Here is a 26,269-nt window from a genome sequence, read left to right on the forward strand (position 1 = left end):
GTAATTCTCTATTCTGCCTGGTCTCAAAGACCGCGCTTCAGCTTCAATCCACCCAGTTCAGGGAACGCTGCACCGCTTTTTCCCAGGAAGCGAAAAGGCTTTCGCGCTCCTTCTTCGGCATCTTCGGATGCCAGCGATGACCAACCTGCCAATTTTCCACGACATCTTCCGTGGATTTCCAGTAGCCAACGGCGAGACCAGCAGAGTAAGCAGCCCCCAGCGCCGTGGTTTCCACAATCTTGGGGCGAACCACCGGCACGTCCAGAATATCGGCCTGAAACTGCATGACGAAATCGTTGACGGTCATGCCGCCATCAGCGCGCAATTCGCTGATCTCGACACCGGAATCCTTCACCATGGCTTCCAGCACCTCACGCACCTGATAGCAGCTTGCTTCCAGTGCAGCGCGGGCAATATGGCCCTTATTGGCAAAGCGGGTCAGCCCGGCAATGACGCCACGCGCCGACGATTCCCAATGCGGCGCATAGAGGCCGGAAAATGCAGGCACGAAATAGACGTCGCCATTATCATCAACGGTACGGGCGAGTGTTTCGATATCGCTGCTGTTGCGAATGATGCCAAGATTATCGCGCAGCCATTGCACCAGAGCGCCGGTGATAGCGATGGAACCTTCCAGCGCGTAAGCCGGAGGCGCATCGCCGAGCTTGTAGGCAACGGTGGTCAGCAGGCCGTAATTGGAAGAAACGAGCTTGTCGCCCGTATTCATCAGCATGAAGCAGCCCGTGCCGTAGGTATTCTTGGCCGCACCAGGCTCAAGACAGGCCTGACCGAAAAGCGCCGCCTGCTGATCGCCAAGAATGCCGGCAAGCCTCACACCGTTCAGGGAGCGGACGGTAATCTCGCCATAGACCTCGCTTGACGAGCGTATCTCCGGCAGACAGCCGCGTGGAATATGGAAGAGGTCCAGAATTTCCTCGTCCCATTGCAGGCTGGCAATATTCATGAGCTGTGTGCGCGAGGCATTGGTAACATCGGTAATGTGGATGCCGCCCTTCGGACCGCCAGTCAGATTCCAGGTCAGCCATGTATCGATGGTGCCAAACAGCGCCTCGCCAGCCTCTGCCTTTTCACGGGCGCCTGGAACATTGTCGAGGATCCAGCGCAGTTTCAGCCCGGAAAAATAGGTGGTGATCGGGAGGCCGGTTCTGGCACGCAGACGATCGGCGCCACCATCCTTGATATATTGCGCCACGAGGTCGGCGGTGCGCGTATCCATCCAGACCAGCGCGTTGTAAAGCGGCTGGCCAGTGGCCTTGTCCCAGAGCAGCGTTGTCTCGCGCTGGTTGGTAATGCCGACAGCGGTGATATCGGCTGCCGTCAGCCTGGCCTTTTTCATCGCCTCGGCGACGACGTGTTGCGTGTTGCGCCAGATCTCAACCGGGTTGTGCTCAACCCAGCCAGCCTTGGGGTAGATCTGCTCATGCTCACGCTGATCCATGGCGATGATATCGCCGCGCTGATCGAAAATGATGCAGCGCGTGCTGGTGGTTCCCTGATCGATGGAACCGATAAATTGCTTCGTACTCACGGTATCCTCCCGTCGAATATCTTTCTGTAAAACGCTTTCAGTTTACATCCGGTGATGAATATCTCCGCTCATACCCTGGCATCCTCCCTGTGAGGCAAAACATGCCCGCACTTGCGGAATAGTTCATAAATGAATTTAAAACGAAACAATTCGAAACTCAACGAAAACAAAAAGCCCCGAAATTTTTCGTTTCGGGGCTCGTTTTCAAATTGTAAGCCAATGAATTAATGGCGGAAATGACGCATCCCGGTCATCACCATGGCAATGCCATGCTCATCGGCGGCAGCGATCACTTCTTCGTCACGCATCGATCCGCCGGGCTGAATCACAGCCGTGGCGCCCGCCTGCACAGCCGAAAGCAGACCGTCTGCAAACGGGAAGAACGCATCGGAAGCGACCACGCAACCTTTGGTCAGCGGCTCTGCGAGACCGGCAGCTTCCGCCGCATCTTCCGCCTTGCGGGCGGCGATGCGCGCGGAGTCGACACGGCTCATCTGGCCTGCGCCAATACCAACCGTTGCGCCGTCCTTCACATAGACGATGGCGTTCGACTTCACGTGCTTGGCGATGCGGAAAGCGAACTTCATGTCGTTCAGTTCGGCTTCGCTCGGGCTGCGCTTGGTCACGACCTTGATGTCGAGATCATCGACAACGCCGTTGTCGCGCGACTGAACCAGCAAGCCACCGGCAACCGTTTTCGCGGCAATGCCTTTGGCGCGTGGGTCGGGAAGACCGCCCGTCACCAGCAGGCGCAGGTTCTTCTTGGCGGCAACGATGGCCTGTGCGCCCGGCGTTGCATCTGGAGCGATGATGACTTCCGTGAAAATCTTGACGATTTCCTCGGCAGCGTCTTCATCCAGCGTCTTGTTGAGGGCAACAATGCCGCCAAAAGCCGACACTGGATCGCAGGCCAATGCCTTCAGATAAGCGTCTTTAATCGATGCACCTTCCGCCACGCCGCACGGATTGGCGTGCTTGATGATGGCGACAGCTGCCGTGCGCGCCGGATCGAACTCCGCGACGAGTTCGAAAGCTGCATCGGTGTCATTGATGTTGTTGTAGGAAAGCTGCTTGCCCTGAAGCTGGGTTGCCGTGGCAACGCCCGGGCGCTTTTCACCCGAGAGATAGAAACCAGCGGTCTGATGCGGATTTTCACCATAGCGCATGACCGAATGCAGCTTGCCTGCAACCGAACGCCAAACCGGCGTTTCTTCTTCAATGGCTTCAGCGAACCAGTTGGAAATCGCCGCGTCATAAGCCGCAGTGCGCGAGAAGGCCTTGGCAGCAAGCTTCTTGCGGAAAGCGAGCGGCAGCGAACCGCCATGCTTCTCAAGCTCGGTGACCACCTCGTCATAATCTGTCGGATCGACAACAGTTGCGACATAGGCGTGGTTCTTGGCCGAAGCGCGGATCATCGCCGGGCCGCCAATATCGATATTCTCAACCGTGGTGTCGTAGTCGCCACCCTGGAAGCGGACTTCCTCGAACGGATAGAGATTGATCACGGCAAGATCGATGCCGCCGATCTTGTGCTCTTCCATCGCGGCAACATGTTCCGGATCGTTGCGCACGGCGAGCAGACCGCCATGGACTGCCGGATGCAGCGTCTTGACGCGCCCATCCATGATTTCGGGAAAGCCGGTGATTTCGGAAACGTCACGAACCGGAATGCCTTCTGCGGCAATGGACTTGGCCGTACCGCCGGTCGAGAGTATCTCGACGCCATGCGCATGAAGCGCCTTGGCGAATTCGATCAGACCAGTTTTGTCGGAAACGGAAAGGAGGGCGCGGCGCACCCGATGAAGATCGGGAGCGGGAATATGCTTTGAGCTGACAGCCATAGGAAACGGTCTCTTCGTTGCTGAAGCGTTTTGCGTTCAGGAAAGGGGACAGCGTCGCCGTAGCACAGTCGGACAAGGAATCCTACCGCAAAAGACCGGAAACCACCGGCGAAAGAAAAACCCCGCCTCAAAGGCGGGGTTTCGTATCAGATATCGCGACTATTAAGACGCCTAATTACTTCATCGTCGGGATGACGAACTCAGCCCCATCCTTAACCCCACGCCGTGCGTCCGCAGCGAAGCGAGGACGCGCAAACGTAAAGAATCGTCTGGGGTTACTTCATCGTCGGGATGACGAACTCAGCCCCATCTTTAACCCCAGACGGCCAGCGCGAGGTGACGGTCTTGGTCTTGGTATAGAAGCGGAATGCATCCGGACCATGCTGGTTGAGGTCGCCGAAGCCGGAAGCCTTCCAGCCGCCGAAGGTGTAGTACGCGATCGGAACCGGGATCGGCACATTGATACCGACCATGCCAACCTGCACGCGGCTTGCGAAATCGCGAGCTGCATCACCGTCGCGGGTGAAGATGGCGACGCCATTGCCATATTCATGATCGTTCGGCAGAGCGAGCGCTTCCTCGTAGTTCTTGGCGCGAACGACCGAGAGAACCGGACCGAAGATTTCTTCCTTATAAATGCGCATATCACGCGTCACATTGTCGAACAGGCAGCCGCCCATGTAGAAGCCATTTTCATAGCCCTGCATCTTGAAGTTACGGCCATCAACGACCAGCTTCGCGCCTTCTTCGACACCGAGATCGACATAGCCGCGAATGCGATCAAGAGCGGCCTGCGTGACAACCGGGCCGTAATCGGCAGAATTATCGGTGGATGGGCCGATCTTGAGCGACTCAACACGCGGGATGAGCTTTTCCATCAGGCGGTTGGCGGTGTCTTCACCGACAGGAACAGCAACCGAAATTGCCATGCAGCGTTCGCCAGCCGAGCCATAACCAGCGCCGATAAGCGCATCGACAGTCTGGTCCATGTCGGCATCCGGCATGATGAGCATGTGGTTCTTCGCGCCACCAAAGCACTGCACGCGCTTGCCGTTCGAGCAGCCGCGACCGTAGATATACTGGGCAATCGGCGTGGAACCAACGAAGCCGATGGCCTGTACGTCCGGATCGTCGAGCAGGGCATCAACAGAATCCTTGTCGCCATTGACGACGTTGAAAATACCGGCAGGCAGACCGGCTTCCATGAACAGTTCAGCCAGACGCATCGGAACGCCCGGGTCACGCTCGGACGGCTTCAGAACGAAAGCATTGCCGCAGGCAATCGCCGGACCGGCCTTCCAGAGCGGGATCATGGCCGGGAAGTTGAACGGCGTGATGCCGGCAACGACGCCGAGCGGCTGGCGCATGGAATAGGTGTCGATGCCCGTACCGGCATTGTCGGTGAATTCGCCTTTCAGCATATGTGCGGAGCCGAGGCAAACTTCCACCACTTCGAGACCGCGCTGAATGTCGCCCTTGGCGTCGGCAATGGTCTTGCCATGCTCGCGCGCCAGCAGTTCGGCCAGGCTGTCATATTCGGCTTCAACGAGTTCAAGGAACTTGCGCAGGATACGAACGCGGCGCTGCGGGTTGGTCGCGCCCCATGCTGGCTGCGCAGCCTTGGCGTTTTCGACAGCGGCGCGCACTTCAGCCTTGGTGGCAAGCGCGACTTTGGCCTGTACCGTGCCGTCGAGCGGCTGGAAAACGTCGGCGGTGCGACCGCTATTACCAGCAACATGCTTGCCGCCGATGAAATGTCCGATATTGCGCATCGAGAAACCTCCCTGATTACCGTTTATGAGGACACACCCTGCCCTCATCTTTGCCCCTATCCTGACTCTGCAAATTCATGATTGCAAGGCGCTGAAAAGCGTATCCGTTGTGCATTTTTTATAGTACGAAACATGATCCCGAAAAGTGTGAAACGGTTTTCGGACAAGATCATGTTCAGGCAAGAGACCATGATCCCGAAAAGTGCGAAGCGGTTTTCGGACAAGATCATGTTCAGGTGAAGTACATTATGAACTGGGATGATATTCGCATATTCCTCGCGGTGGCGCGCTCGGGCCAGATTCTGGGTGCAGCCAAGCGGCTTGGCCTGAACCACACCACTGTGGCGCGGCGGCTGACGGCGCTTGAAACTGCGCTTTCCACCACGCTTCTGACACGCCGCACCAATGGCTCGACACTGACGCAGGCGGGTGAGGAATTTCTGCTCGCCGCCGAGCGCATGGAAGCGGAAATGCTGTCCGCCCGCGCGCAGGTTGGCAATGCGGATGTCGCGGTTTCGGGCACGGTGCGCATAGGTGCGCCAGACGGTTTCGGCGTGACCTTTCTTGCACCGCGCCTCGCCCGGCTGACACAGCAATATCCAGACCTCACCATCCAGCTGGTGCCCGTGCCGCGCTCCTTCTCGCTGTCCCGGCGCGAGGCCGATATTGCCATCACCGTTGAACGTCCAGATCAGGGGCGGCTCATTGCGCGCAGGCTGGTCGATTATACGCTCGGCCTCTATGCCCATCGCAGCTATCTGGAAGCCAATGGCACACCGGAGAATTCAGAAGACCTCAACCACCATCGCCTGATCGGCTATGTGGAAGATCTGGTCATCAACCCGTCGCTTGCCTATGCGCCCGAAATCAGCCGTGACTGGAAACCGGCTTTCGAGGTGTCGAGCGCATTGGGACAGGTGGAAGCGGTGCGCGCAGGTGCGGGCATCGGTATTCTGCATTCGTTCATCGCCCGCGCAGACCCCGATCTTGTGCCGGTTCTGCCCGACCGGGTGATCCGGCGCGCCTATTGGCTCGCCTATCATGAATCCGCCCGCACATTGCGGCGTGTGACAGCCGTATCCGCCCTCATCTCCGAACTGGTGGAAGGCGAAAAATCGCTGTTCAGCTGAAATAAGGCATGCTCAATTGAGCCGCATATAGGCGACCATCACGCCAACAATCATCGCCGCCGGAACGAACAATGCGTCAAGGCCGATGAACGCATGGCCGAGGCCACCTGCAACTGCGCCGAGCATCAAGGCCAGCCAGACGGAAACATGCTGCAACCAGCGCCATTTTGGCGTTTCGCCGCGCAGCGAACAGGCAAGGTCGGCGGCGGCATTGAAAAGCGTTCCGGTCACATAGGTCACGCCAAGGCGCGCCGCGCCTATGGGCTGTACGGCGGCATTCTGCGCGCCCATGGCGGCGGCGAGCAGCAGCACCGGCTGGATGAACATCGATCCCTCCCGCCGTAGCACGCCCACTGCCAGCAAGATCACCACGACGCTGGCCATCACATAGAGGCTGCCCCAGCGCCCATAGGCACGCACGGTCAGCGTGCCGAAAAACGCGCCAAGGAAGAACAATATGATGAGGATCGCGGGAAACCAGACCAGCACGGAGCCTTGAACGCCGGGTTGCCCCGCGAGTGCGACGCCGAGCTGCGTGGTATTGCCGCTCATGAAGGAAGCGAAGAAACCGCCCAGTTGCAGAAAGGCTATCGCATCAACGAAACCAGCCGATGCGGTAAGAACCAGACCGAGCGACAGTTTGGAATTCGGTGTCATTTCACTGGACTTCGGGAAAGGAACCGACCCGGCTTCGACAAAGCCGGGTCTTGCAAGAAATGGAACTGATCCTCAGACGCGTTTGACGATGCGCAGAATGATCAGAAGTATTGCCGCGCCGATGAATGCATTGATGATCGAGGCAATGATACCGCCGCCGACGGAAAAGCCGAGGCGCGGCAAAAGCCAGCCTGCAAAGAACGCACCGATCACGCCGACAATAATATTGCCGATCATGCCGAAACCGCCACCCTGCACGACCTTGCCGGCCAGCCAGCCTGCGACGAGACCGACAAAAAGAAATACGATTAGACTTCCAACATCCATGCGCTTTTCTCCCTCCAGAGCACATCCCGAAAAGTGTGAAACGGTTTTCGGGCGAGATGTGCGTCGAAACAAACAGTTAGAGCGCCGTCACCCGGCGCATCTGGAGTGAGTTGACAATATGTTGGTCGAGCACACAAGAGGGGTGCGAAAATTTGAGCATATCCTGAAACGACTGCGCATTTTTCAGGATATGCCAGAAAATTACGGTGCCAGATGCCGGAAGGCAGCGACGACTTCCTCGTAAACCTTGCGCTTGAACGGCACGATCAGTTCCGGCAGTTGCTGCATCGGCTTCCAGTCCCAGCTGTCGAATTCAGCCGTGTGACCACCGGGCGGCGGATTGATTGCAATCTCGCTTTCATCGCCCTCGAACCGATAGGCAAACCATTTCTGCGTCTGGCCGCGATATTTGCCCTTGAGCGCCTGCCCCACCAGATGCGGTGGCAGATCATAATTGATCCAGTCCGGCGCTTCGGCAAGCAGCGAGACCGACTTCATGCCGGTTTCTTCGTAAAGCTCACGCAGTGCAGCTTCGACCGGGTCTTCGCCCTTGTCGATGCCGCCCTGCGGCATCTGCCAGAGTTGCGTTGCGCCATCCATCTCATCGCCCGGAATGACGATGCGATGTCCGGCCCAGACCAGACCGGCCTTGTTCAGCACCATCAGCCCGACACAGGGGCGGTAGGGCAAGCTTTCAGGATCGACGGGGCCTTTGTGCTTCGACATGACATTCTCCATGATATGCAGCATTTCCAGCAAAAGTGCGTAGCGGTTTTGCGTAGGATAATGCGTAAAAAAACTAGTGTCGTTCCGGGTCGCGGACCAGCGCCGAAACGGGAACGATTTCGATGCCGCGCTTCTTGACCTCGTTCGCCCAATCCCGCACTGCATCGACGGTCACGCCGAAGGCAGAGCCAGTGCCAATCGCGCTGCCATTGGCGCGCGCAATGCGTTCCAGCTCATTGAGACGGTCGAGCACTGCCGAACGGTCCTGCGAAGCATCGATCAGCACATCGGCTGCCGCATAGGGCACGGCGTCCTTTTGCGCGATCTGATCGGCCTGACTGCGCGCCGAAGTGCCATCATCCAGATAATAAAGCCCGCGCCTGCCGATCTCGCCCAGCACCGGCGCGAATGCATCTGCCTCACCGGTAAAGCGCGCGCCCATATAATTCATCACACCGGCATAGTTGGTCATGCGCGACAATGCCCACAAAAGCGACGTCTGGTTTTTGGCGGCTCCGTCATCCACCGTCAGCGTGTTGCGCCCCGGATTGATGCGCGGATAATCAAATGGCTCCATCGGCAGTTGCAGCAAAAGCTCGTGACCGTTCTGACGCGCCGCCTGCATCCAGCGTTGCAGGCTGTTGCCTTGCGGCGCGAAGGCCAGCGTCACTTCCGATGGCAGCTTCTCTACAGCTTCCATGCTACCGGTCTGTGACAGGCCAAGCCCGCCAATGACCAGCGCGATCCTTGCGCCCCGCGCGCCCGACCAGCCGACGGCATAGGCATCCATCGGCCGCAAACCGTCAGAGCCGCGCACTGGCAATGGTCCGGTCGGGCTTTGCTCGACCAGTTCCTTTTCCGGCAAATGTGCAACACGCGGATCCTGCCCCGTCTTGCGCTGGTTCTGCACGACGACAACATTGCCATCCACTGTCCCGGCAGTGACATTTGGCATATCAGGCGTGACTTTGATGATTGCCGGGCCGGTTTGCTGGCCTCCGGTTCCGCGCAGCGCGGTGCCCGGCGCGGGTGTGTTACCGGTCGCAGTCGATGCCTGCTGCCCAGTTTTGACCGCGGCATCAGCCGGTGTTTGTACCTCGGCGACTGCCGCCTTTTCAGGCTTGCGAAAAGCATCGCGGTTGGTCTGCCAGACGGTGACCATCATACCGCCTGCGACACCCAGAACGATTGCCGCGCCCAGGCCAAGCAAAGACCAACGAAAAGCGCGGGAGCGTTCGCCCCCGCGCTTTCGCGGTTTCTTATCCAGTCCTAACGGGCTGTTCAGATCCAGCATGGAACGATCAGTTCAACACGCCCTTCTTCGGATCCGGCGGGAATGCGGCATTCGCCACTTCGCCACGCAGGAGCTTCAGAGCTTCGTTGAGCTGGATATCGTCCTTAGGGTCGGCCGGCACATAGGCCGACGAACCCGAGCCGTTGTCATCTTCAGCATTGCCCTTGATGTGGCCCTTGAGTTCGGATTCGCCGCGAACGACGTCCTCACCCTTCAGTTCCGGCGGCAGCGGCTGTTCAACCTTGATGTCCGGCGTGATGCCCTTGCCCTGGATCGACTTGCCCGACGGCGTGTAATAAAGCGCCGTAGTCAGACGCAGCGATCCGTTTTCACCAAGCGGAATGATCGTCTGCACAGAGCCCTTGCCGAAGGACTGCGTGCCGAGCACCGTCGCACGGCGATGATCCTGAAGAGCACCTGCAACGATTTCCGAAGCGCTGGCCGAACCGCCATTGATGAGCACGATCACCGGCTTGCCGTCAGTCAGATCACCCTTGCGGGCATCGAAGCGGGTCACATCCTGCGGATCGCGGCCACGGGTCGAAACGACTTCGCCCTTGTCGAGGAAAGCGTCGGAAACAGCAACGGCCTGATCGAGCAGACCACCCGGATTGAGGCGCAGATCGAGCACGAAGCCCTTGAGCTTGTCGCCCGGAATCTTGCTCTGAATATCCTTGATCGCCTTGCCGAGATCGTCAGCCGTCTGTTCGGTGAACGAAATCACGCGCACATAACCGACATCGTTCTCGACGCGGTAACGAACGGCCTTCACCTTGATGACGGCACGCGCAATCTTGAGCGTGATCGGCTTGTCGACGCCCTGACGCATCAGCGTCAGCTCAATCGAGGAACCGATTTCGCCGCGCATTTTGTCGACCGCATCGTTAAGGCTGAGGCCGCGCACTTCCTGACCGTCGATCTTGGTGATCAGATCGCCTGCGAGAACACCGGCCTTCGAGGCAGGCGTATCGTCGATCGGCGCAATCACCTTCACAAGATCATTGTCCATGGTGACTTCAATGCCGAGACCGCCGAATTCACCCTTCGTCTGCACGCGCATATCCTGCGCGGCTTCCGGATTGAGATAGGACGAATGCGGATCAAGCGAGGTCAGCATGCCGTTGATGGCGCTTTCCGTCAGCTTCTTGTCATCCGGCGGCGTCACATATTGCGCGCGCACGCGTTCGAAAATATCGCCGAAAAGCGCCAGATCCTTATAGACGTCAGCATCCTTGGCGGCTGCGAAAGCCGTCGAAGCTGGAGCGCCTTGCACCATCACCATGGCAGATGCCCCCATCAGGGCTCCGGCGAACAGCAGCGACAGTTTACGTATCATTTTGTGTCCTTCCAGAAAGCCGTTCGGTCCACCATGGGGCCGGATCGACGGGTTTTCCATCTTTTCGAAACTCAATGTAAAGCAACGGCGCACCATTGCCCACCTCTATCGGCGCAACACTCGCGAGAAGTTTATCTCCCATCGCCCCGACCGGTTCGCCCGCCAGTACAAACTGGCCTTGCGCCACGTCGATTCGCCCCATGCCTGCCATCACAATATGATATCCATTGCCCGCATCGAGGATCAAGAGTTGCCCGTAAGATCTAAACGGTCCCGCATAAAGCACAACGCCATCGGAAGGTGACGTAATCGTGGCGGAAGGCAAGGTTTCCAGCACCTGACCCATCATGGCGCCGCCAGCGCCATCCTTGTCGCCGAAGCGGCGTGACGTCTTGCCTGCTGCCGGCAAAACCAGCTTCCCTTGCAAGGAGGCGAAATTTGTCTGCGCGCGCAGATGATTGTCATCCGGCGTCGCCTCGCCAGCCCGCTCGCGGGCCGATGCCAGACGGTCGGCCTCGGCCTTGCGCGCCGCATCGGCGGCATCGCGCACACCGGCCATCTGCTTGTCGAGCCCGTCGATCAGGTCCTTGAGGCTGCCTGCCTTGGCGGCCAGTTCTTCGGAGCGCTTGCGCTGCGCTTCCATTTCCTGTTCCGACTGGGATTGCAGCTTCTTCTTTTCATCGAGCAAAAGCGACTGGCGCTTCTGCTCCTCAGCCTGCGTGGTGCGGGTCTGTTGCAGCTTCTCGCGCTCCTGCGAGATGGACGCAGTCACTGTCTGCATATCCTTCAGGTCGCCCGTCAGCTCTTCCACCTGCTCGCGCATTTCCGGCACCACGGCACCCAGCAGTACGGCACTGCGCACCGAGGCAAGCGCATCATCCGGTCGGACCAGAATGGCAGGCGGCGGGTTGAGCCCCATGCGCTGCAAAGCGGCCAGCACTTCCGCCAGAACCCCGCGCCGCGCCCGCAGCGACGTGCGAATGCCAGCCTCCTGCTCATGCAGGGAGACCAGCTTTTCGGCAATATCCGTGATGTCCTGCTGCAATTTCTTGTCGGTCTTGGCCGATTGGATCAGGGCGGCTGTGATCGTGTCCTGATCCTTCTTGAGGCTCGCAACTTCGCTCTCGAGCTGCTTGAGCTTGTCTCCGGTGACGGTAAGCTCACCGGTGAGCTTCTCATATTCGCCAGCCGCCTGATCGCGTTGCTGCTGCAGGGCATCCTGCGCAAAACCGGACTGCGGAAAGGCCACGATACCAGCCAAAGCGCAGGTCGCAAAAAAGCCCGCCCGCGCTAGAGCGAGCAGCCGGGGCTTGCTGAAAAGACGTACAGGACTCATGCGTGTTCTATCAGGGCGAAACAAGGCTAAAATCAGGGCCAAAAATCAGGCTCCGATCAACCTATCCCGATACCGTTAACGAAACATCAACCATAAGCTCCGGTATCGCAAACAATGGCCCGCGAAACTTAATCCAGCAGGTGCGGACAAAACGCGCAGAACAGTTCTGTTCACCAGTCTTACGATGCGATCAGTTCAAGCTCTATTTTCCTACGTCGTATCATCTCGCGCATCGATGCCGTGCGATGGCACGCTTTCTCGTCGAGCGTAGCGGTTTTCTTCCAGATACCGTAATTCTGTCGGAAATAGTCGATCACCAGCAAATCTGCATCCACGCGATCCTGTCCGTCTTCGACAAAATCGAGCAAAGCGCTTACGCAGCTGCCCTTACCCTCGGCGCGGCGGCTGTTCTGGCCGATCATCCAGATGGGAATGCCGCGTCTTTCCAGATGGCCGGAAATCCAGGGGTCATCCACGGTCCACATGACATCGGGAATTTTGTAGAACAGTTCATCGAACCATTCAGGCTGAACGAGAACACCGGCAAAGCCCGAAATCTGGTCCACATAGCCGGGCGTGCTGAGGTCCGGCTTGTGCAGAAACAGGGACGCAATGCGCTTCATTCTGTATTTGCGGTCCTTAAGCTTCCAGCGGCTGCGCGGAAGCCGGTCGGCAAGCCTGCCCGCATCGGCAATATCGGGAAATGTTTCGCCGACTTCAACAATGCAATGGCCCGGCTTGCGCGCCGCTTCCGCCTTGAAGCGTCCGTGCCACCCGGCGTCATAAATCTTGTCGTCATCGCAGAACAGGATATCTACGTCCCGCCCCCGTAGATCACGGGCGGCAGGCAAAACCTTGGTCGCAGGTCCGAGATCTTCATCACACCGGACGATTGTTATGCCTGCGGGTACTTCGGGCAGCTTTCCATCCCAATCGGGAAAACGCCTGTATTTGTAGGGGATATAAAGGCGAACTTCCGCCGCCTTCAGTCTTTGTGACAGAAGCGACAACAGCGTTGGTCTTAAAAACTGAAAACGTGGCGGAATGGTCGATAGCGTTATGACAGTAGACCGGCTCATCTCAATCCAATATTTTAAATATTGCTAATAAAAACAACCTATTAATAATATTAGATCGTACTTCGTTGTGGGAAGCAATCCTCAGATTCACCGCTTTATGGACAAAAGAAAGATCATCACGAGCGATGGTAAGGATGACCGGCCAGAATGGTCGCCGCGCGATAAAGCTGTTCGGCAATCAGAATGCGGGCAATCTGGTGCGGCCAGGTCAATTCTCCCAAAGCCAGAACCAGATCGGCACGCGACCGCAGCGCCGGATCGTGCCCATCCGGGCCACCGATGGCAACAATCAGCTGCCGTTTGCCGTCATCGCGCATGCGCCCGATGCGCTCGGCAAAGGCTTCGGAACCCAACGCCTTGCCGCGCTCGTCGAGCAGAATGAGGGCCGCGCCATTGTCCAGCGCTTCATTGATGCGCTGTGCTTCTTCCGCCTTGCGTAATTCTGCCGTCTGGCCGCGACTTTCCGGGATTTCGCTCACACCGGCGAATTCAAGCCCCAAAGGCGGACCCGCTTTGGAAAAACGGTCGAAATAGCGCTCGACCAGCTCCCGTTCGGGGCCGGCTTTCATCCGGCCCACGGCAAAAACACTCACACGCATCACGCCCTCAATATGGCAGAGGTCCAAAGCGCTTCCGACCTGATTGCGTCGGATCAACGCTCCAAACATTTACTTTACGCACATCCTATCCGAAAACCGTTTCACACTTTCCGGGATGTGCGCAACGCCTGCCAGACCTTAGCGGTCGACGGATCAATGGACGGTTTCCAACGCTCGTTCGTCGTCGAAATCGTCATCAAGCCATATCTTCTCGATATTGTAGAAGTCACGGACTTCCGGACGGAAGATGTGCACGATGATATCGCCCGTGTCGATCAGGACCCAATCGCCACTGTCTAGCCCCTCGACCCGCACATTCTTGCAGCCCGCTTCATTGAGCGCCTGCAAAAGATGGTCGGCCACAGCCGTCACGTGACGGTGCGAACGGCCCGACGCGACGATCATATAATCGCCGATCGTTGATCTTCCGCGAATGTCGATGGGGATGATGGATTCTGCCTTGGAGTTTTCGAGACTGGCCAAGGCCGCGTCGAAGGTCTGGGACACGAGATCGGTCTCGTTCATCCTGACCAGTGAAGGCGCGTGGAGAGCCTTCTTCTCAAGTGCTGTTCTCAGTGTATTGCCTTTCTAACAAGAACAACCCGATACGGCAGTAAAAGCACCGTACGAACCTAAGATAGGCAGAGTCCCTGTTTTGTTTCAAGAGTCACGACCTTACAGGGCCGTTCACTTTTTCGATTATCTCGCTTTTTTTGCATATATCTTGTTTAAACCGTCACCAAACTATCAAGATCGTGTGCCGGACTTGCGAATGGCGCTCGATGACAGCGATGAGCGCGGCCCGTGGATGAAAGTCCATGCAGGCGGCGTGCGGCGCGCCAGCATCGGCGCATATTGCTCATCAAGACGGCTGTGCGAAAAAGTCTGCGCCATGCGCGACGACAAATATGCCAGCGTCGAGCCAGGACGGTCGATCACCGCAATAGGAAAATTATTGGCGATTTCGCGCCAGCGCTGCCAGCGATGGAAGGACGCCAGATTGTCCGCGCCCATCACCCAGACAAAATGCACACCGGGATTGGCGTCGCGGATCAGGGCCAGCGTATCGGCGGTGTAGCGCACATTGAAGGCAGCTTCGAGCGCCGTCACCTTGATACGCGGATCGCTGGCGATTTCTTCGCTCCACCGCAGCCTGTCGGCCAGAGGTGCCAGTTCACGGGTGTCTTTCAGCGGATTGCCCGGCGTCACCATCCACCAGAGTTGATCGAGTTTCAGCCGCCGAATGGCGATCTCCGCGACCAGAGCGTGACCGCCATGCGGCGGATTGAACGAACCGCCGAACAGGCCGACCGCCATGCCTTTCTCGGCATGCGGCATGCGCAAATATTTTGCGTCAACGTCCGGATATTGTTCTTTCAGTGCGGAAAGCCCGAAACCAAAGCGCATCAGCTTCGAATCTGCCCGTTGCCGCGAACACGATATTTGAACGAAGTGAGCTGTTCGACGCCGACGGGGCCGCGTGCGTGCATCTTGCCGGTGGCGATCCCGATTTCCGCACCCATGCCAAACTCACCGCCATCCGCAAACTGCGTCGAGGCATTGTGCAGCAAAATGGCCGAGTCGATTTCATTGAAGAACCGCGCAACCGCTTCCGCATCCTCGGCGACAATGGCTTCGGTGTGATGCGAGGAATAGCGGTTGATGTGCCGGATCGCACCATCAACGCCATCGACAAGCGTCACTGAAATGATCGCGTCGAGATATTCGGTGGACCAGTCTTCTTCACTCGCCGCAATGGCTGCCGGATAAAGCACCTTCACCTCTTCGCTGCCACGGATTTCGCAACCCTTGGCGGCCAGATCTTCAAGGATCGGCACGAGATGTGTCGAGGCGACCGCGCGATCCACCAGCAGCGTTTCAGCCGAGCCGCAAATGCCTGTGCGTCGCATCTTGGCGTTGACCGCGATCTTGCGCGCCATGTCGAGATCTGCGGTCTTGTCGATATAAAGATGGCAGATGCCTTCCAGATGCGCGAAAACCGGCACGCGCGCTTCCGACTGAACGCGTGCGACGAGGCTTTTGCCGCCGCGCGGGACGATGACGTCGATAGCGCCGTCGAGCCCTTTCAGCATTTCACCGACCGCCGCGCGATCCGTCACCGGCACGATCTGGATGGAATCGGCAGGCAAGCCGCCAGCTTCCAGTCCTGCCACCAGTGCCTTGTGAATCGCGGCAGACGAATGGGCCGAATCCGAACCACCGCGCAGGATCACCGCATTGCCAGCCTTAAGGCAGAGCGCACCGGCATCCGCAGTGACATTGGGGCGGCTTTCATAAATGACGCCGATAACACCAAGCGGCGTGCGCACGCGCTCGATATGCAGACCATTGGGGCGATCCCATTCGGCAATCACCGCACCGACCGGATCGGGCAATGCTGCAATGGCGCGGATGCCTTCCGCGATTCCCTCAATGCGCTTATCATCCAGCGTCAGGCGATCCACGAAGGAAGCGGCCATGCCGCTCGCGGCAGCGTTGGCCAGATCAATCTTGTTGGCTTCGAGGATGGCGTCGCGGCTTTGGAGAATGGCATCGGCTGCAGCCAGAAGCGCCTTGTTCTTCTGCTCCGTGCCAGCAATCGCCAGTGGTGCTGCGGCGGCTTTCGCCTTGCGGCCCACTTCGGCCATGATCGCGGCTATGTCGCTTCCAGCTTCCACTTTATTCAGCATCCTCTCCCCGCCTTTCCCTGTTCAGGCATTTTCGGTCAGAGCGCGTTTCGATCTGATTGAATCAGATCGGCGCTCTCAATGTTTATTTTAACGCACATCTTATCCGAAAACCGTTTCACACTTTTCGGGATGTGCGCTAGGCTGCCACGGCTGCGCCGCGCACCACGAGATCATTGCGATGGATCATTGCCGCACGGGCATCATAGCCAAGAATGGTGCTGATCTCATCGCTTTTAAGCCCGGCAATCTTGCGTGCATCCTCGGCATCATAAGCAATCAATCCACGCGCAATTTCACGACCATCTTCATTGAGCACAGCCACAGTATCGCCGCGCTCGAAATGACCGTCGACATTTTTCACGCCCGCAGGCAATAGCGACTTGCCCGATTTCAGCGCCTTGGCCGCGCCTGCATCGACACTGAGACGACCCGCCGGTTCCAGATTGCCGGAAATCCAGGTTTTCCAGGCATTAACCGGGGCACGGGCAGCTTCGAACAAAGTCGCACGCTCGCCGCGATCAATCGCCGAAAGCGGTCCCATGCGGATACCGGATGTGATGATCATCGCCGTTCCAGCAGCATTGGCGATCTTGCCCGCATCGAGCTTGGTCTTCATGCCGCCACGCGACAGTTCGGAAGCCGCAGCGCCTGCCATAGCCTCGATCTGCGGCGTGATGGTTTCCACCAGCGGCAGAAACGCGGCATCCGGGTTCTTATGCGGCGGAGCCGTATAAAGCCCGTCAATGTCGGAGAGCAGGATCAGCAGGTCAGCGCCCATCATCGTCGCCACGCGGGCGGCCAGACGATCATTGTCGCCATAGCGAATTTCTGTCGTCGCCACCGTGTCATTTTCATTGATGACCGGCACAGCCTTGAGCTTCAAGAGTGTCTCGATGGTCGCGCGTGCATTGAGATAACGGCGACGCTCTTCAGTGTCGGAAAGCGTCACCAGAATCTGGCCCGACTTGATGCCATGGCCGCCGAGCACGTCGGCATAGGCCTTGGCGAGCGCGATCTGGCCAGCAGCGGCGGCTGCCTGACTTTCCTCAAGCTTCAGCGCCTTTTTCGGCAGGCCGAGCACGGTGCGCCCCAGCGCGATGGCGCCCGACGACACCACCAGCACCTCGACGCCTGCGTGATGCAGGGCGGCAATGTCCTGCCCCAGGCTTTCCAGCCATTCGCGCTTCAGCCCCTTGGCGCGATCCACCAGAAGAGCAGAACCAATTTTAACAACAATGCGGCGATAGTCTTTCAGTTGCTTCAGCATGCTCTCATTCCTCTCGCCGCATTCAGCCTTATTCTTCGACTTGCGCCGTTCCGGCTTCCTGCGCACGACTTGCGTCGATAACAGCGCCAAGCTGGCGGAGCGCATCGTTCAGGCCTTCGTGGCTGACAGCGGAAAGCAGCAGCGGATCGCGTCCGCAAGCTTTCTTCAACGCCTTGACCTTGGCCTTGCGCGCATCGGGATCGAGCGTGTCGATCTGCGACAGCGCGACGATTTCAGTCTTGTCGGCAAGACCATGCTCATAAGCTTCAAGCTCGCCGCGAATGACCTTATAGGCCTTCGCCACGTCTTCTTCCTGCGCCGATACGAGATGCAGCAGAACCCGCGTGCGCTCGACATGGCCGAGAAAACGGTCGCCAAGGCCAACGCCTTCGCTGGCGCCTTCGATGAGACCCGGAATATCCGCGATCACGAATTCACGCGCATCCACGCGCGCAACACCAAGATTAGGGTGCAGCGTAGTAAACGGATAATCGGCAATTTTCGGCTTGGCTGCAGTCACACTAGCCAGGAAGGTGGACTTGCCCGCATTGGGCAGACCGACCAGACCGGCATCGGCGATCAGCTTCAGGCGCAGCCAGATTGTGCGCTCGATGCCTTCCTGTCCGGGATTGGCACGGCGCGGCGCGCGATTGGTTGAAGTCGTGAAATGCAGATTGCCAAAACCGCCATTGCCGCCCTTGGCCAGACGATAGCGCTGGCCGACTTCTGTGATGTCACAGATCAGCGTTTCATCATCTTCTTCAAAAACCTGCGTTCCGACCGGCACTTTGAGAATGACATCGTCGCCCTTGCCGCCGGTCATGTTGCGACCCATGCCATGCATGCCGGTCTTGGCCCGGAAATGCTGCTGATAGCGATAGTCGATCAGCGTGTTGAGGCCGTCGACCGCTTCAACCCAGACATTGCCGCCACGTCCGCCGTCGCCGCCATCGGGACCGCCGAATTCAAGAAACTTCTCGCGGCGAAACGATACGGCCCCCGCCCCGCCGTCGCCGGAGCGGATATAGATCTTGGCCTGATCGAGAAATTTCATTGAACCTTACCTCTTGCGGCGCAATCGCGCCCTAAACCCGGGCCCGCGCATCATCTTGCGCGAGCCAAATTGCAATTACAGCAAAACCCGTTTCCTGCAAACAGTTGCAGTGCTTGGATTTCATCAGAACTTGTCTTTCCAGACAGGTTCGCTGAAGTCGATATAGAGCAGTTCCTGATCCAGATACTGCCCCTGCACAAAAAGCGACTTCGGCTCAAGCCCGTAGGTCTTAAAGCCGAGCGCATGATAGATCCGCTTTGCCGGTTCGTTCGTCGACACCACCTTGGCATCGAGAAGCACAACCTGCGCCGCGGAATGTTCGATCACTTTTTGAACCAGAGCCTTGCCCAGTTCCAGCCCGCGCGCTTCCGGCGCTACAAACACGCCCCAAAGCGTTCCGCGATGGCGCTCGGATTTGCGATCGTGGCGGAACATCCCTGCCGTGCCCAGCAGATTCTCACCGTCAAATGCGCCGAAGATAATATTGCCATCCACCTGCTCCAGACGGCGCGCGAAGACGCTGTCGGAATAGGCATTTTCTTCCTCGAAGCTTGAACCGAAAGACATTGGCGCGCGGCTCAGCGCGCTCAATCTGATAGCGCGATAGCGATGCAGATCGCCCTTATCGAGGGCGCGCACCACAATCCTTTCGGGTGCACTCACATAAGCGTCGTTCATTGCATTCCCCATTCTCTTTATATTTTCCCGACCATCTGCCGAAAACCGCTTCATGCTTTTCGGGATGCGTTCAAGGCGGCCCTGCGAAACACGCAGGGCCTTATGTTCTTATGACTGCCAGCTTCTTAGGCCGATCCAGGTGCGCCGGTCGAGAACATAGCGTTCAACCGGCACGTTTCCGGCGGCAAGCGTATCCGACATGCCCATATTGCTGAACTGGAAACCGCACTTGTGGATCACACGACGCGATCCATTGTTGGTCGCTCGGCAGGAAATATGCAGGCGGTCGATTGCGGTCGCCCGAAACACCAGATCGATCAACGAATGGGCGGCTTCGGTGGCAAAGCCATGCCCCCAATAGGGCTCGCCCAGCCAGTAGCCGATCTCCAGTCCGTCGCCATGTTTATTCGCATGAATGCCGCAACAGCCCATAAAGATGCCGGTCTCGGCTTGCGTAATGGCGTAGATGCAATTGCCCATCTCGCCTTTTCGCACGCGTTCGACAAAGTCGACGGCATTCTCACGCGTATATGGATGTGGCATGCGAGTGAGCATGCCAGAGACGCGAAGATTGTTGGCAAGATAGGAAATGGCATCTACGTCTTCGACATGCGGCGGGCGCAGAACCAGCCTTTCGGTGACCAAGACGGGGCAATCTAATTCAGGGGCTAACTCAGGAGCCAACTCTGACTCCAGATCAGCTGCCAGACCGGGAGAGAAATCGGCGAAACGCTCTCTCCGGCTCGTACAGCTTTCTGCGTAACTATCTTCTTCTAAAACGTCGACAACCATTTGTCTGTCCTCCAGATGCAAAAAGGGAAGATGGTGGTCCCATCTTCCCTTCGATCTTTTGGCTAGGCTGCCATATACACCGGGTCCGATGGGACGCCGGTGGTTTTAAGAGGCCCGGCTTACTCTGCTGCTTCCGCGATCGGGTCTACCGATACGTACGTGCGGCCGTTGGCTTTCGTACGGAAAGATACGGAACCGTTCGTGGTTGCAAAAATAGTGTGGTCCTTGCCGAGGCCAACATTGGCGCCCGGATGCCACTTCGTGCCGCGTTGACGCACGATGATGTTGCCAGCGAGCACAGCTTCGCCGCCAAACTTCTTCACGCCAAGGCGTTTGGATTCTGAATCGCGACCGTTACGCGAGGAACCGCCAGCTTTTTTGTGTGCCATTGGTGTTCTCCTTTAATCTCTCTACTTACTCAGCCGACTCGGCCTTGGCTGCAGCCTTCTTAGGCGCTGCCTTCTTCGGCTTTGCGGCTTCGCCTTCGGCGGCTTCTGCCTTCGGAGCCTTCTTCTCAGCGGCCTTCTTCGAAGGCTTTGCGCCGTCGGTGAGGATCTCCGAGATGCGGATGGTCGTCAGTTCCTGACGATGACCACGGGTGCGCTTCGAGTTCTGACGACGACGCTTCTTGAACGCGATGACCTTGCGGGCACGGCCCTGTTCGACGACTTCGGCGGTCACGAGAGCGCCTGCGACGACTGGTGCGCCAATGGTCGTGCCGACCATCAGAACTTCTGCGAATTCTACGATGTCACCGGCTTCGCCAGCAACTTTTTCGACCTTGATCAGGTCATTTGCGGCAACGCGATACTGCTTGCCACCGGTCTTGATGACTGCGAACATTTGTTGTCCTTTCGGTTGTTCGGTCCGGCTCTCATTTCCACGACATTAGCGCCGAAGTGATGGGCCGTCTTTTTATCAGTCGGTTAAGTGAAGGGCTTGAGCCCCTTGATTGACGACCCGGAAATCCGGAAATCCTCAATCAAAACAATAGGCGCGGACTGCCCCACGCCTAAGGTCTGGTGCTTATAGGTTCGGAACGTGGGAAAAGTCAAGAATTTTCACGAGAGAATGCAAATTAGGTCTTGTCTAATTGCAATCAGCCCGCTATTGAGCCGCTACACACTTAGCATTCGCTTTTGATGCTGTTTGACGGTGCGATTAAATAGATCGTTTTACCGGATTGCACAATGCGGAGAGGTGGCTGAGTGGTCGAAAGTACCGCACTCGAAATGCGGCGTGGGGGTAACTCCACCGTGGGTTCGAATCCCACCCTCTCCGCCATTTGTTTCCCAGCAATATCCATGTCCGTTCCAAAGCAACCATACTTCTCTGTGTCGGCTGAACCATGCTAGAAGGCAGCATGAGTGAGTTGTCATCCGTAGCCCCTATTTATAATCCGCCGCTGGAGCCATATGTCTCCATTATTCATCGCGATGCGGATCTTCTGGTATTGGACAAGCCAAGCGGGCTTTTGTCCGTTCCCGGTCGTCACCCGGCTCTCTCCGACAGCCTTGCTACACGGGTGCAAAAACAGTTTCCGCAGGCGCTCATGATCAACCGGCTGGACAAGGACACATCCGGTCTCGTCCTGATGTCGTTGAACCGGAAAGCCCATGCTCATGTCGCTGCGCAGTTCGAGGCTCGCACCACAGAGAAATCCTACATCGCCGAAGTCTGGGGCCGTATGGATAGTGATGAAGGCTTTATCGATCTGCCGCTGGCTATCGATCCCGACAACAAGCCGCGCCATCGCGTGGACCATGCGCACGGCAAATCGGCGCAGACACGCTGGCAAGTTCTGAGCGTTGGTGAAAACAGCACGCGTTTGCGCCTCTTTCCCCTGACTGGCCGCACCCATCAGCTGCGCGTCCACATGCTGGCGATAGGACATGTCATTCTCGGTGATGAATTCTATGCGGAAGGCGCAGCACTGGCAGCAGCAGACCGCTTGCTTCTCCACGCCGAAAAGCTAGCCTTTCGTCATCCCGATGGGCGTGATGTGACATTCACCGCGCCCTGCCCGTTCTAACCCCGCCCTGAGATCAATGATGTCGCAGAAACTAGATACATCGGAGCTGGTTGTCGATTTCGTTGGCGGTGCTGTCGGTCACCGGTTTCGCTCCGGCGAAGGACGCGGACAGGCACTTGCCAAAGCGGTTGGCCTCACCCGCGGCGTCACGCCGGAGATTGTCGATGCGACGGCGGGTCTGGGCCGTGACGCCTTTTTGCTCGCATCGCTCGGCGCTCGGGTCACATTGATTGAACGTTCCGAGAAAATGCATGCATTGCTGGCCGACGGTCTGGCGCGCGCCGCCACCGAGGGCGGACAATATGTCGAAACCGTTGCGCGCATGACATTGCTGCATGGCGATTCCTGCGAACTGCTGCCGAACTTGAAGCCGCAGGTAATTCTCGTTGACCCCATGCATCCGCCACGCGGCAACACGGCGCTCGTCAAAAAGGAAATGCGGCAAATCCGCGAGATCGTCGGTACAGACCCGGATGCGGAAAGGCTGATGCAGGTGGCGCTGGAAGCAGCGCTCAATCGGGTGGTTCTGAAATGGCCATTGCGCGCCGAGCCAATGGCGGGTCTGCGTAAACCATCACATCAAATTCTCGGCAAAAGCACCCGCTATGACGTATTCGTCAAAACCAAGATTGCATAAAAATCTTTTTGAATTGCTTGAAAGCAGTCGGTGCGTTGCAAGTCAAACGAGCAAAAAATATAGAAATTTTGGTAATTCGGTTTAATTTGAAAATGCTGCATTTCGCAAAACGTAATTCATAATATTACCGAGGGCGCATGAAGACACAGATGGATCTGACGACGGCGCCAATCAATCAAGCGCTGCTGCTCTTCGCCTTACCGACGCTTGGATCATCGATCCTGCAATCGGCAAACGGTTCCATAGACACGATCTGGATCGGCCATTTGCTCGGAACAAATGCGCTGGCCGCCACGACCAACGGCAATCTTGTCATGTTCCTGCTGACGGCCTTTGTCTTCGGCTTCGGCATGGCATCGACCATTCTGATCGGACAATCTTTCGGACGCCGCGAAATCGAAACTGCACGCGCCATTACCGGCACGACGCTGGGAGCTTTCGTGCCGATCAGCATTCTTGTTTCCATTGCCGGCTGGTTTCTGGCGCCACATGTGCTGACGCTGCTTGGCACACCGGAGACGATCGAACCTCTGGCCCGCGCCTTCCTGCAAGTCACCTTCGTCGCCATGCCTGCCATCCTCATGCAGACAATCCTGATGATGGCCCTGCGCGGTAGCGGAGACTCGATCACCCCGCTGATCTTCATGGGCCTGGCAGTTATTCTGGATATTGCCTTTAATCCCCTGCTCATCCTCGGGATTGGCCCTATTCCTCCATTAGGCATATCCGGCTCGGCGCTTGCCACGGCGGTCGCGAATTATATCAGCCTCGCCGCCATGCTGTTTTACATCTACCACAAGGACCTCCCCTTGCGCTTGAAGGGGCCGGAACTCCGGTTTCTGATACCAGACCTCAAAGTGCTGAAGCTCATTTTCAGCAAGGGGCTGCCGATAGGAATCCAGATGATCGTGGTTTCGAGCGCGATGCTGACCATGATGCGACTGGTCAATCAGGAGGGCGTCGATACGACAGCGGCTTTTGGTGCAACACAACAGTTGTGGACCTATGTGCAGATGCCCGCCATGGCGCTTGGAGCGGCGGTCAGCGCCATGGCAGCGCAGAATATCGGTGCTGGCAACTGGGACCGCGTCAGCAGTATCACCCGCATCGGTGTGCTCTATGCAATCTTGATGACCGGCATTCTTGTTGTTGTGCTGCTCATTGCCGACCGGCAAGCGATGCAAATATTTCTCGGCGCTGAAAGCCCGGCCATTCCGATCGGCCAGCATATTGGCAAAATGGCGACCTGGGGCTTCATCGCCTTCGGTGTCTCAATGGTTTTGTTCGGAACGGTTCGTGCCAACGGACAGGTGATCTGGCCGCTCATCATCCTTTTCGTATCGATGTATCCGGTGCGGTTGGGCGTTGCGCTCGGCTTGCGGCAATGGCTTGGCGTGGATGCGCTGTGGCTGAGTTTTCCGGTTGCCATGCTGTCCACCATGCTCATGGCGGGTGTTCTTTACCTGCGCGGCAACTGGCGCGAAAACAAATCAATGAATGTCGATAAATACGAGCAGGATAGTGTAACCGCTTCAACCTCTCAGACGGCTGAAGCCGCGCCATCCTGCAATGCGCTCGCACCCAATGCGCCAGCTGTGATGGAGGGAAGCGCAACGGGCGGACGGTGAAACACGCGATTTCACCTGCCGGTCACATACATTGAAAACAACGCAAATTACCGGTGCTGACCTGTTGCAATCTGCATGGCCTTGGTTCATATAGCGCGGGCCTGACAGAATCGGTTCTTTTTAGAATCGGCTGGCGCGAGCGGGTGTAGCTCAGGGGTAGAGCACAACCTTGCCAAGGTTGGGGTCGAGGGTTCGAATCCCTTCGCCCGCTCCAGTTTTTCTGTTCAGTCTAGCTTTCAAAATCCCGGCTTCGTCCGGGATTTTTGCTTATATGCTTTCCAGTCCGCTGCGAACCGCTAACGATGTTCTCAAGTGTTTCTCAGGAATTTGAATGGAACACCGGATATGAGCGCCTTCACATAGCGCGGCTTTTGATAATAGCCGTTCAACGATACACGCGGCAATCTCATAAGGGACTGAAGACTATTGCAGTCGAGCACACCCGGCTGGGTCGTGACCCCGACGGTAAAGCCAGCTTCCGCAATCGCCGACGTCTCGCGCTTCCCGACCGCGGTCGGCCAGCCATACGGATAGGAAAATGAACGCGGCTTCTGCCCGGCATAGCGTTCAATCGCGGCGGCTGACTGCTCGATCTCTTGATGCAACCGGTCTTCATCAACGCGGCGTAGGTTGAGGTGATTCATTGTGTGGGCGCCAAAATGAACCAGAGGATCTTGTGCCAATTGGCGCAGCTCCGATTCATCCATCACCAGATCTTCAATAATTGCAATCGGTGAAACGCCGTGCGCCCGCGCTGCTGCATCTATCCGCTCTACAGCGACATCTTCATCGATTGCCTTAACAAAGGCCGTGAACCGATCGAAGGCTGATAGCTTTTCGTACAGCGTCTCGCAGCGAATGCCTTCAACTCCGCTTCCAAAATCAAATTGAAAGCGTGTGGTTTTCCTTACAAACGCTTCCGCTGTTTCCCACCAGGCGCTCCGCTTCCGTTCCACAAACCCAGGATTGACGAAGATTGTGTAGGGGACAGCAAACTTGCGGAATATGGGCGCGGCAAACTCGGCGTTGTTGCGATAACCGTCATCCAGAGTGAAGGCAACGAAGCTTCGTCTGTCTGCCGTGTCTGCAAGCAGGCTCGGCAAGTCATGTAAATGAACCGGTGTGAGCCCCTCGCTTATCGCGACCCTGATGGCTTCTTCCAGAAACTCCGGCGTGACCGAGAGATGTGCATTGGGTGAGAAGCGCTCCGCATGTGCCGGGCGAACATGATGTAAGGTGAAGATTACACCGCGCCCCGAAGCCTCCGAGAATAGTGAGCGTACAAAGGGAACAGCTGCCAGCTCCAGCCCGGCCCTGATTAAGCCGTAGCGCAGAGAGGAGTATATCCCCTGAAACGATCGCATTGCACCCCGCGCCATTCAAGCGCGTCCCTTATTAAGTAAAAATCTAAAATGTCATTACACTATGGTTCGTCAACAAGTCATGTATGAATGTTGATAGGTACTATTTCATGCCAGTTCAATGGCTTTATAGAACTACAATGCCAATCGCATCCCGACTGGCATGGGGCTAAAACCGCCGTACGATGACTGTATCATTCGCTGTATTAGCTTGTCATGGGTGCACCCACCCAGTTCGCAACAGCCATGCCTTATGTGCGGAGTTTGCTTTATAGGCATCGGTTGGGCCGGCGCTCACCACGGCCTATCGCCGTTTGTTTCGTAGACATTCAGGCGTATAAACGCGGAAAGCCCCGCATTTTTTTGCGGGGCTTTTTGTTGTATTCAGATGGTTTTGGTTGCGGGGGCAGGATTTGAACCTGCGGCCTTCAGGTTATGAGCCTGACGAGCTACCGGGCTGCTCCACCCCGCGATAAACTTTGTG

At 57.4% G+C, this 26,269-nt stretch carries 25 protein-coding genes and 3 tRNA genes; 6 read left to right on the top strand and 22 right to left on the bottom strand.

From position 1 onward, the window contains the following. Positions 1-43: 43 nt before the first annotated feature. From glpK to FGI60_RS18810, 3 genes are all read right to left on the bottom strand, one after another. Positions 44-1,549: a glycerol kinase GlpK gene (gene glpK, locus FGI60_RS18800; RefSeq protein ID WP_138786480.1), complete on the bottom strand. Its 1,506-nt coding sequence runs from the start codon at positions 1,547-1,549 to the stop codon at positions 44-46. A 224-nt stretch (positions 1,550-1,773) separates the two neighbouring features. Further along, entirely contained in the window at positions 1,774-3,390 is a 1,617-nt protein-coding gene (gene purH, locus FGI60_RS18805) for a bifunctional phosphoribosylaminoimidazolecarboxamide formyltransferase/IMP cyclohydrolase (RefSeq protein WP_138786481.1), read from the bottom strand. A 275-nt stretch (positions 3,391-3,665) separates the two neighbouring features. Further along, a complete protein-coding gene (locus tag FGI60_RS18810; protein ID WP_078340903.1) occupies positions 3,666-5,162 on the bottom strand; it encodes a CoA-acylating methylmalonate-semialdehyde dehydrogenase in 1,497 nt (498 codons plus the stop codon). A gap of 248 nt (positions 5,163-5,410) precedes the next feature. Here FGI60_RS18810 and FGI60_RS18815 point away from each other — a divergent pair, with 248 nt between their 5' ends. Next, the gene (locus tag FGI60_RS18815; protein WP_138786482.1) at positions 5,411-6,292 is read left to right on the top strand and encodes a LysR family transcriptional regulator; all 882 of its coding nucleotides are present in this window, start codon (positions 5,411-5,413) and stop codon (positions 6,290-6,292) included. A gap of 12 nt (positions 6,293-6,304) precedes the next feature. Here FGI60_RS18815 and FGI60_RS18820 read toward each other — a convergent pair whose 3' ends face one another. The 17 genes from FGI60_RS18820 to rplU all read right to left on the bottom strand — a co-directional run bounded on the left by FGI60_RS18820 (position 6,305) and on the right by rplU (position 20,970). Continuing rightward, positions 6,305-6,949, bottom strand: coding sequence for a YoaK family protein (locus FGI60_RS18820; protein WP_138786483.1), 645 nt, complete (start codon positions 6,947-6,949; stop codon positions 6,305-6,307). Between the two features lie 72 nt (positions 6,950-7,021). Beyond that, positions 7,022-7,276 carry a GlsB/YeaQ/YmgE family stress response membrane protein gene (locus FGI60_RS18825; protein WP_078340905.1) on the bottom strand — a complete coding sequence of 85 codons (255 nt, stop codon included), beginning with the start codon at positions 7,274-7,276 and terminating at the stop codon, positions 7,022-7,024. Between the two features lie 201 nt (positions 7,277-7,477). Continuing rightward, positions 7,478-8,002, bottom strand: coding sequence for an RNA pyrophosphohydrolase (locus tag FGI60_RS18830; RefSeq protein WP_078340931.1), 525 nt, complete (start codon positions 8,000-8,002; stop codon positions 7,478-7,480). A gap of 73 nt (positions 8,003-8,075) precedes the next feature. Next, the gene (locus FGI60_RS18840; protein WP_138786485.1) at positions 8,076-9,296 is read right to left on the bottom strand and encodes a divergent polysaccharide deacetylase family protein; all 1,221 of its coding nucleotides are present in this window, start codon (positions 9,294-9,296) and stop codon (positions 8,076-8,078) included. A 7-nt stretch (positions 9,297-9,303) separates the two neighbouring features. After that, complete coding sequence (locus FGI60_RS18845) at positions 9,304-10,632, bottom strand: S41 family peptidase (RefSeq protein ID WP_138786486.1); 1,329 nt, start codon at positions 10,630-10,632, stop codon at positions 9,304-9,306. Beyond that, on the bottom strand, positions 10,622-11,968 hold the full coding sequence (locus tag FGI60_RS18850; protein WP_138786487.1) for a murein hydrolase activator EnvC family protein: 1,347 nt from the start codon (positions 11,966-11,968) through the stop codon (positions 10,622-10,624). The genes FGI60_RS18845 and FGI60_RS18850 overlap by 11 nt, the downstream gene beginning before the upstream one ends. A 179-nt stretch (positions 11,969-12,147) precedes the next feature. Then, positions 12,148-13,047, bottom strand: a complete 900-nt coding sequence (locus tag FGI60_RS18855) for a glycosyltransferase family 2 protein (protein WP_138786488.1) — start codon at positions 13,045-13,047, stop codon at positions 12,148-12,150. A gap of 116 nt (positions 13,048-13,163) precedes the next feature. Next, positions 13,164-13,646: a 23S rRNA (pseudouridine(1915)-N(3))-methyltransferase RlmH gene (gene rlmH / locus FGI60_RS18860; RefSeq protein WP_138786489.1), complete on the bottom strand. Its 483-nt coding sequence runs from the start codon at positions 13,644-13,646 to the stop codon at positions 13,164-13,166. A 153-nt stretch (positions 13,647-13,799) separates the two neighbouring features. Continuing rightward, positions 13,800-14,171, bottom strand: a complete 372-nt coding sequence (gene rsfS, locus FGI60_RS18865; protein ID WP_078340911.1) for a ribosome silencing factor — start codon at positions 14,169-14,171, stop codon at positions 13,800-13,802. A gap of 222 nt (positions 14,172-14,393) precedes the next feature. Continuing rightward, positions 14,394-15,053, bottom strand: a complete 660-nt coding sequence (locus FGI60_RS18870) for a nicotinate-nucleotide adenylyltransferase (RefSeq protein WP_138786490.1) — start codon at positions 15,051-15,053, stop codon at positions 14,394-14,396. Further along, positions 15,053-16,336 carry a glutamate-5-semialdehyde dehydrogenase gene (locus tag FGI60_RS18875; protein ID WP_138786491.1) on the bottom strand — a complete coding sequence of 428 codons (1,284 nt, stop codon included), beginning with the start codon at positions 16,334-16,336 and terminating at the stop codon, positions 15,053-15,055. The genes FGI60_RS18870 and FGI60_RS18875 overlap by 1 nt, the downstream gene beginning before the upstream one ends. Positions 16,337-16,472: 136 nt before the next feature. Then, the gene (gene proB / locus FGI60_RS18880) at positions 16,473-17,603 is read right to left on the bottom strand and encodes a glutamate 5-kinase (protein ID WP_138786492.1); all 1,131 of its coding nucleotides are present in this window, start codon (positions 17,601-17,603) and stop codon (positions 16,473-16,475) included. A gap of 28 nt (positions 17,604-17,631) precedes the next feature. Beyond that, entirely contained in the window at positions 17,632-18,657 is a 1,026-nt protein-coding gene (gene obgE / locus FGI60_RS18885; RefSeq protein ID WP_138786493.1) for a GTPase ObgE, read from the bottom strand. Between the two features lie 123 nt (positions 18,658-18,780). After that, on the bottom strand, positions 18,781-19,335 hold the full coding sequence (locus tag FGI60_RS18890; protein ID WP_138786494.1) for a GNAT family N-acetyltransferase: 555 nt from the start codon (positions 19,333-19,335) through the stop codon (positions 18,781-18,783). 108 nt (positions 19,336-19,443) lie between these two features. Continuing rightward, positions 19,444-20,127, bottom strand: coding sequence for a GNAT family N-acetyltransferase (locus tag FGI60_RS18895; protein WP_078340916.1), 684 nt, complete (start codon positions 20,125-20,127; stop codon positions 19,444-19,446). A 119-nt stretch (positions 20,128-20,246) separates the two neighbouring features. Continuing rightward, positions 20,247-20,516: a 50S ribosomal protein L27 gene (rpmA, locus tag FGI60_RS18900; RefSeq protein WP_010661520.1), complete on the bottom strand. Its 270-nt coding sequence runs from the start codon at positions 20,514-20,516 to the stop codon at positions 20,247-20,249. A 25-nt stretch (positions 20,517-20,541) separates the two neighbouring features. Beyond that, the gene (gene rplU / locus FGI60_RS18905) at positions 20,542-20,970 is read right to left on the bottom strand and encodes a 50S ribosomal protein L21 (RefSeq protein WP_078340917.1); all 429 of its coding nucleotides are present in this window, start codon (positions 20,968-20,970) and stop codon (positions 20,542-20,544) included. A gap of 351 nt (positions 20,971-21,321) precedes the next feature. Between rplU and FGI60_RS18910 the strand changes: the two genes are divergently transcribed. The 5 genes from FGI60_RS18910 (at position 21,322) to FGI60_RS18930 (ending at position 24,638) form a co-directional block, all read left to right on the top strand. Continuing rightward, positions 21,322-21,411: transfer RNA gene (locus FGI60_RS18910), tRNA-Ser, on the top strand. Positions 21,412-21,490: 79 nt separating this feature from the next. Next, entirely contained in the window at positions 21,491-22,159 is a 669-nt protein-coding gene (locus tag FGI60_RS18915; protein WP_138786495.1) for a pseudouridine synthase, read from the top strand. A gap of 19 nt (positions 22,160-22,178) precedes the next feature. After that, positions 22,179-22,796 (top strand): class I SAM-dependent methyltransferase, encoded by a 618-nt coding sequence (locus FGI60_RS18920; protein ID WP_138786496.1) that lies wholly within the window; start codon positions 22,179-22,181, stop codon positions 22,794-22,796. A gap of 137 nt (positions 22,797-22,933) precedes the next feature. Beyond that, entirely contained in the window at positions 22,934-24,424 is a 1,491-nt protein-coding gene (locus FGI60_RS18925) for an MATE family efflux transporter (RefSeq protein WP_138786497.1), read from the top strand. A gap of 139 nt (positions 24,425-24,563) precedes the next feature. Then, positions 24,564-24,638: transfer RNA gene (locus FGI60_RS18930), tRNA-Gly, on the top strand. A 94-nt stretch (positions 24,639-24,732) separates the two neighbouring features. On the opposite strand, the gene FGI60_RS18935 is transcribed toward FGI60_RS18930, so the two are convergent. Both FGI60_RS18935 and FGI60_RS18940 read right to left on the bottom strand, forming a co-directional pair. Then, the gene (locus FGI60_RS18935) at positions 24,733-25,803 is read right to left on the bottom strand and encodes a polysaccharide deacetylase family protein (protein WP_235889856.1); all 1,071 of its coding nucleotides are present in this window, start codon (positions 25,801-25,803) and stop codon (positions 24,733-24,735) included. Positions 25,804-26,180: 377 nt separating this feature from the next. Continuing rightward, positions 26,181-26,257 (bottom strand) — tRNA-Met (locus FGI60_RS18940). Positions 26,258-26,269: the final 12 nt, after the last annotated feature.

Source organism: Brucella haematophila (assembly GCF_005938105.1).
Classification (GTDB): Bacteria; Pseudomonadota; Alphaproteobacteria; order Rhizobiales; family Rhizobiaceae; genus Brucella; species Brucella haematophila.

Bases quoted from the DNA above. Each gene is read 5' to 3' on its own strand.
- purH (WP_138786481.1), bottom strand. From the start codon at position 3,390: ATGGCTGTCAGCTCAAAGCATATTCCCGCTCCCGATCTTCATCGGGTG.
- FGI60_RS18810 (WP_078340903.1), bottom strand. From the start codon at position 5,162: ATGCGCAATATCGGACATTTCATCGGCGGCAAGCATGTTGCTGGTAAT.
- FGI60_RS18815 (WP_138786482.1), top strand. From the start codon at position 5,411: ATGAACTGGGATGATATTCGCATATTCCTCGCGGTGGCGCGCTCGGGC.
- FGI60_RS18820 (WP_138786483.1), bottom strand. From the start codon at position 6,949: ATGACACCGAATTCCAAACTGTCGCTCGGTCTGGTTCTTACCGCATCG.
- FGI60_RS18825 (WP_078340905.1), bottom strand. From the start codon at position 7,276: ATGGATGTTGGAAGTCTAATCGTATTTCTTTTTGTCGGTCTCGTCGCA.
- FGI60_RS18830 (WP_078340931.1), bottom strand. From the start codon at position 8,002: ATGTCGAAGCACAAAGGCCCCGTCGATCCTGAAAGCTTGCCCTACCGC.
- FGI60_RS18840 (WP_138786485.1), bottom strand. From the start codon at position 9,296: ATGCTGGATCTGAACAGCCCGTTAGGACTGGATAAGAAACCGCGAAAG.
- FGI60_RS18845 (WP_138786486.1), bottom strand. From the start codon at position 10,632: ATGATACGTAAACTGTCGCTGCTGTTCGCCGGAGCCCTGATGGGGGCA.
- FGI60_RS18850 (WP_138786487.1), bottom strand. From the start codon at position 11,968: ATGAGTCCTGTACGTCTTTTCAGCAAGCCCCGGCTGCTCGCTCTAGCG.
- FGI60_RS18855 (WP_138786488.1), bottom strand. From the start codon at position 13,047: ATGAGCCGGTCTACTGTCATAACGCTATCGACCATTCCGCCACGTTTT.
- rlmH (WP_138786489.1), bottom strand. From the start codon at position 13,646: ATGCGTGTGAGTGTTTTTGCCGTGGGCCGGATGAAAGCCGGCCCCGAA.
- rsfS (WP_078340911.1), bottom strand. From the start codon at position 14,171: ATGAACGAGACCGATCTCGTGTCCCAGACCTTCGACGCGGCCTTGGCC.
- FGI60_RS18870 (WP_138786490.1), bottom strand. From the start codon at position 15,053: ATGCGCTTTGGTTTCGGGCTTTCCGCACTGAAAGAACAATATCCGGAC.
- FGI60_RS18875 (WP_138786491.1), bottom strand. From the start codon at position 16,336: ATGCTGAATAAAGTGGAAGCTGGAAGCGACATAGCCGCGATCATGGCC.
- proB (WP_138786492.1), bottom strand. From the start codon at position 17,603: ATGCTGAAGCAACTGAAAGACTATCGCCGCATTGTTGTTAAAATTGGT.
- obgE (WP_138786493.1), bottom strand. From the start codon at position 18,657: ATGAAATTTCTCGATCAGGCCAAGATCTATATCCGCTCCGGCGACGGC.
- FGI60_RS18890 (WP_138786494.1), bottom strand. From the start codon at position 19,335: ATGAACGACGCTTATGTGAGTGCACCCGAAAGGATTGTGGTGCGCGCC.
- FGI60_RS18895 (WP_078340916.1), bottom strand. From the start codon at position 20,127: ATGGTTGTCGACGTTTTAGAAGAAGATAGTTACGCAGAAAGCTGTACG.
- rpmA (WP_010661520.1), bottom strand. From the start codon at position 20,516: ATGGCACACAAAAAAGCTGGCGGTTCCTCGCGTAACGGTCGCGATTCA.
- rplU (WP_078340917.1), bottom strand. From the start codon at position 20,970: ATGTTCGCAGTCATCAAGACCGGTGGCAAGCAGTATCGCGTTGCCGCA.
- FGI60_RS18915 (WP_138786495.1), top strand. From the start codon at position 21,491: ATGAGTGAGTTGTCATCCGTAGCCCCTATTTATAATCCGCCGCTGGAG.
- FGI60_RS18920 (WP_138786496.1), top strand. From the start codon at position 22,179: ATGTCGCAGAAACTAGATACATCGGAGCTGGTTGTCGATTTCGTTGGC.
- FGI60_RS18925 (WP_138786497.1), top strand. From the start codon at position 22,934: ATGAAGACACAGATGGATCTGACGACGGCGCCAATCAATCAAGCGCTG.
- FGI60_RS18935 (WP_235889856.1), bottom strand. From the start codon at position 25,803: ATGGCGCGGGGTGCAATGCGATCGTTTCAGGGGATATACTCCTCTCTG.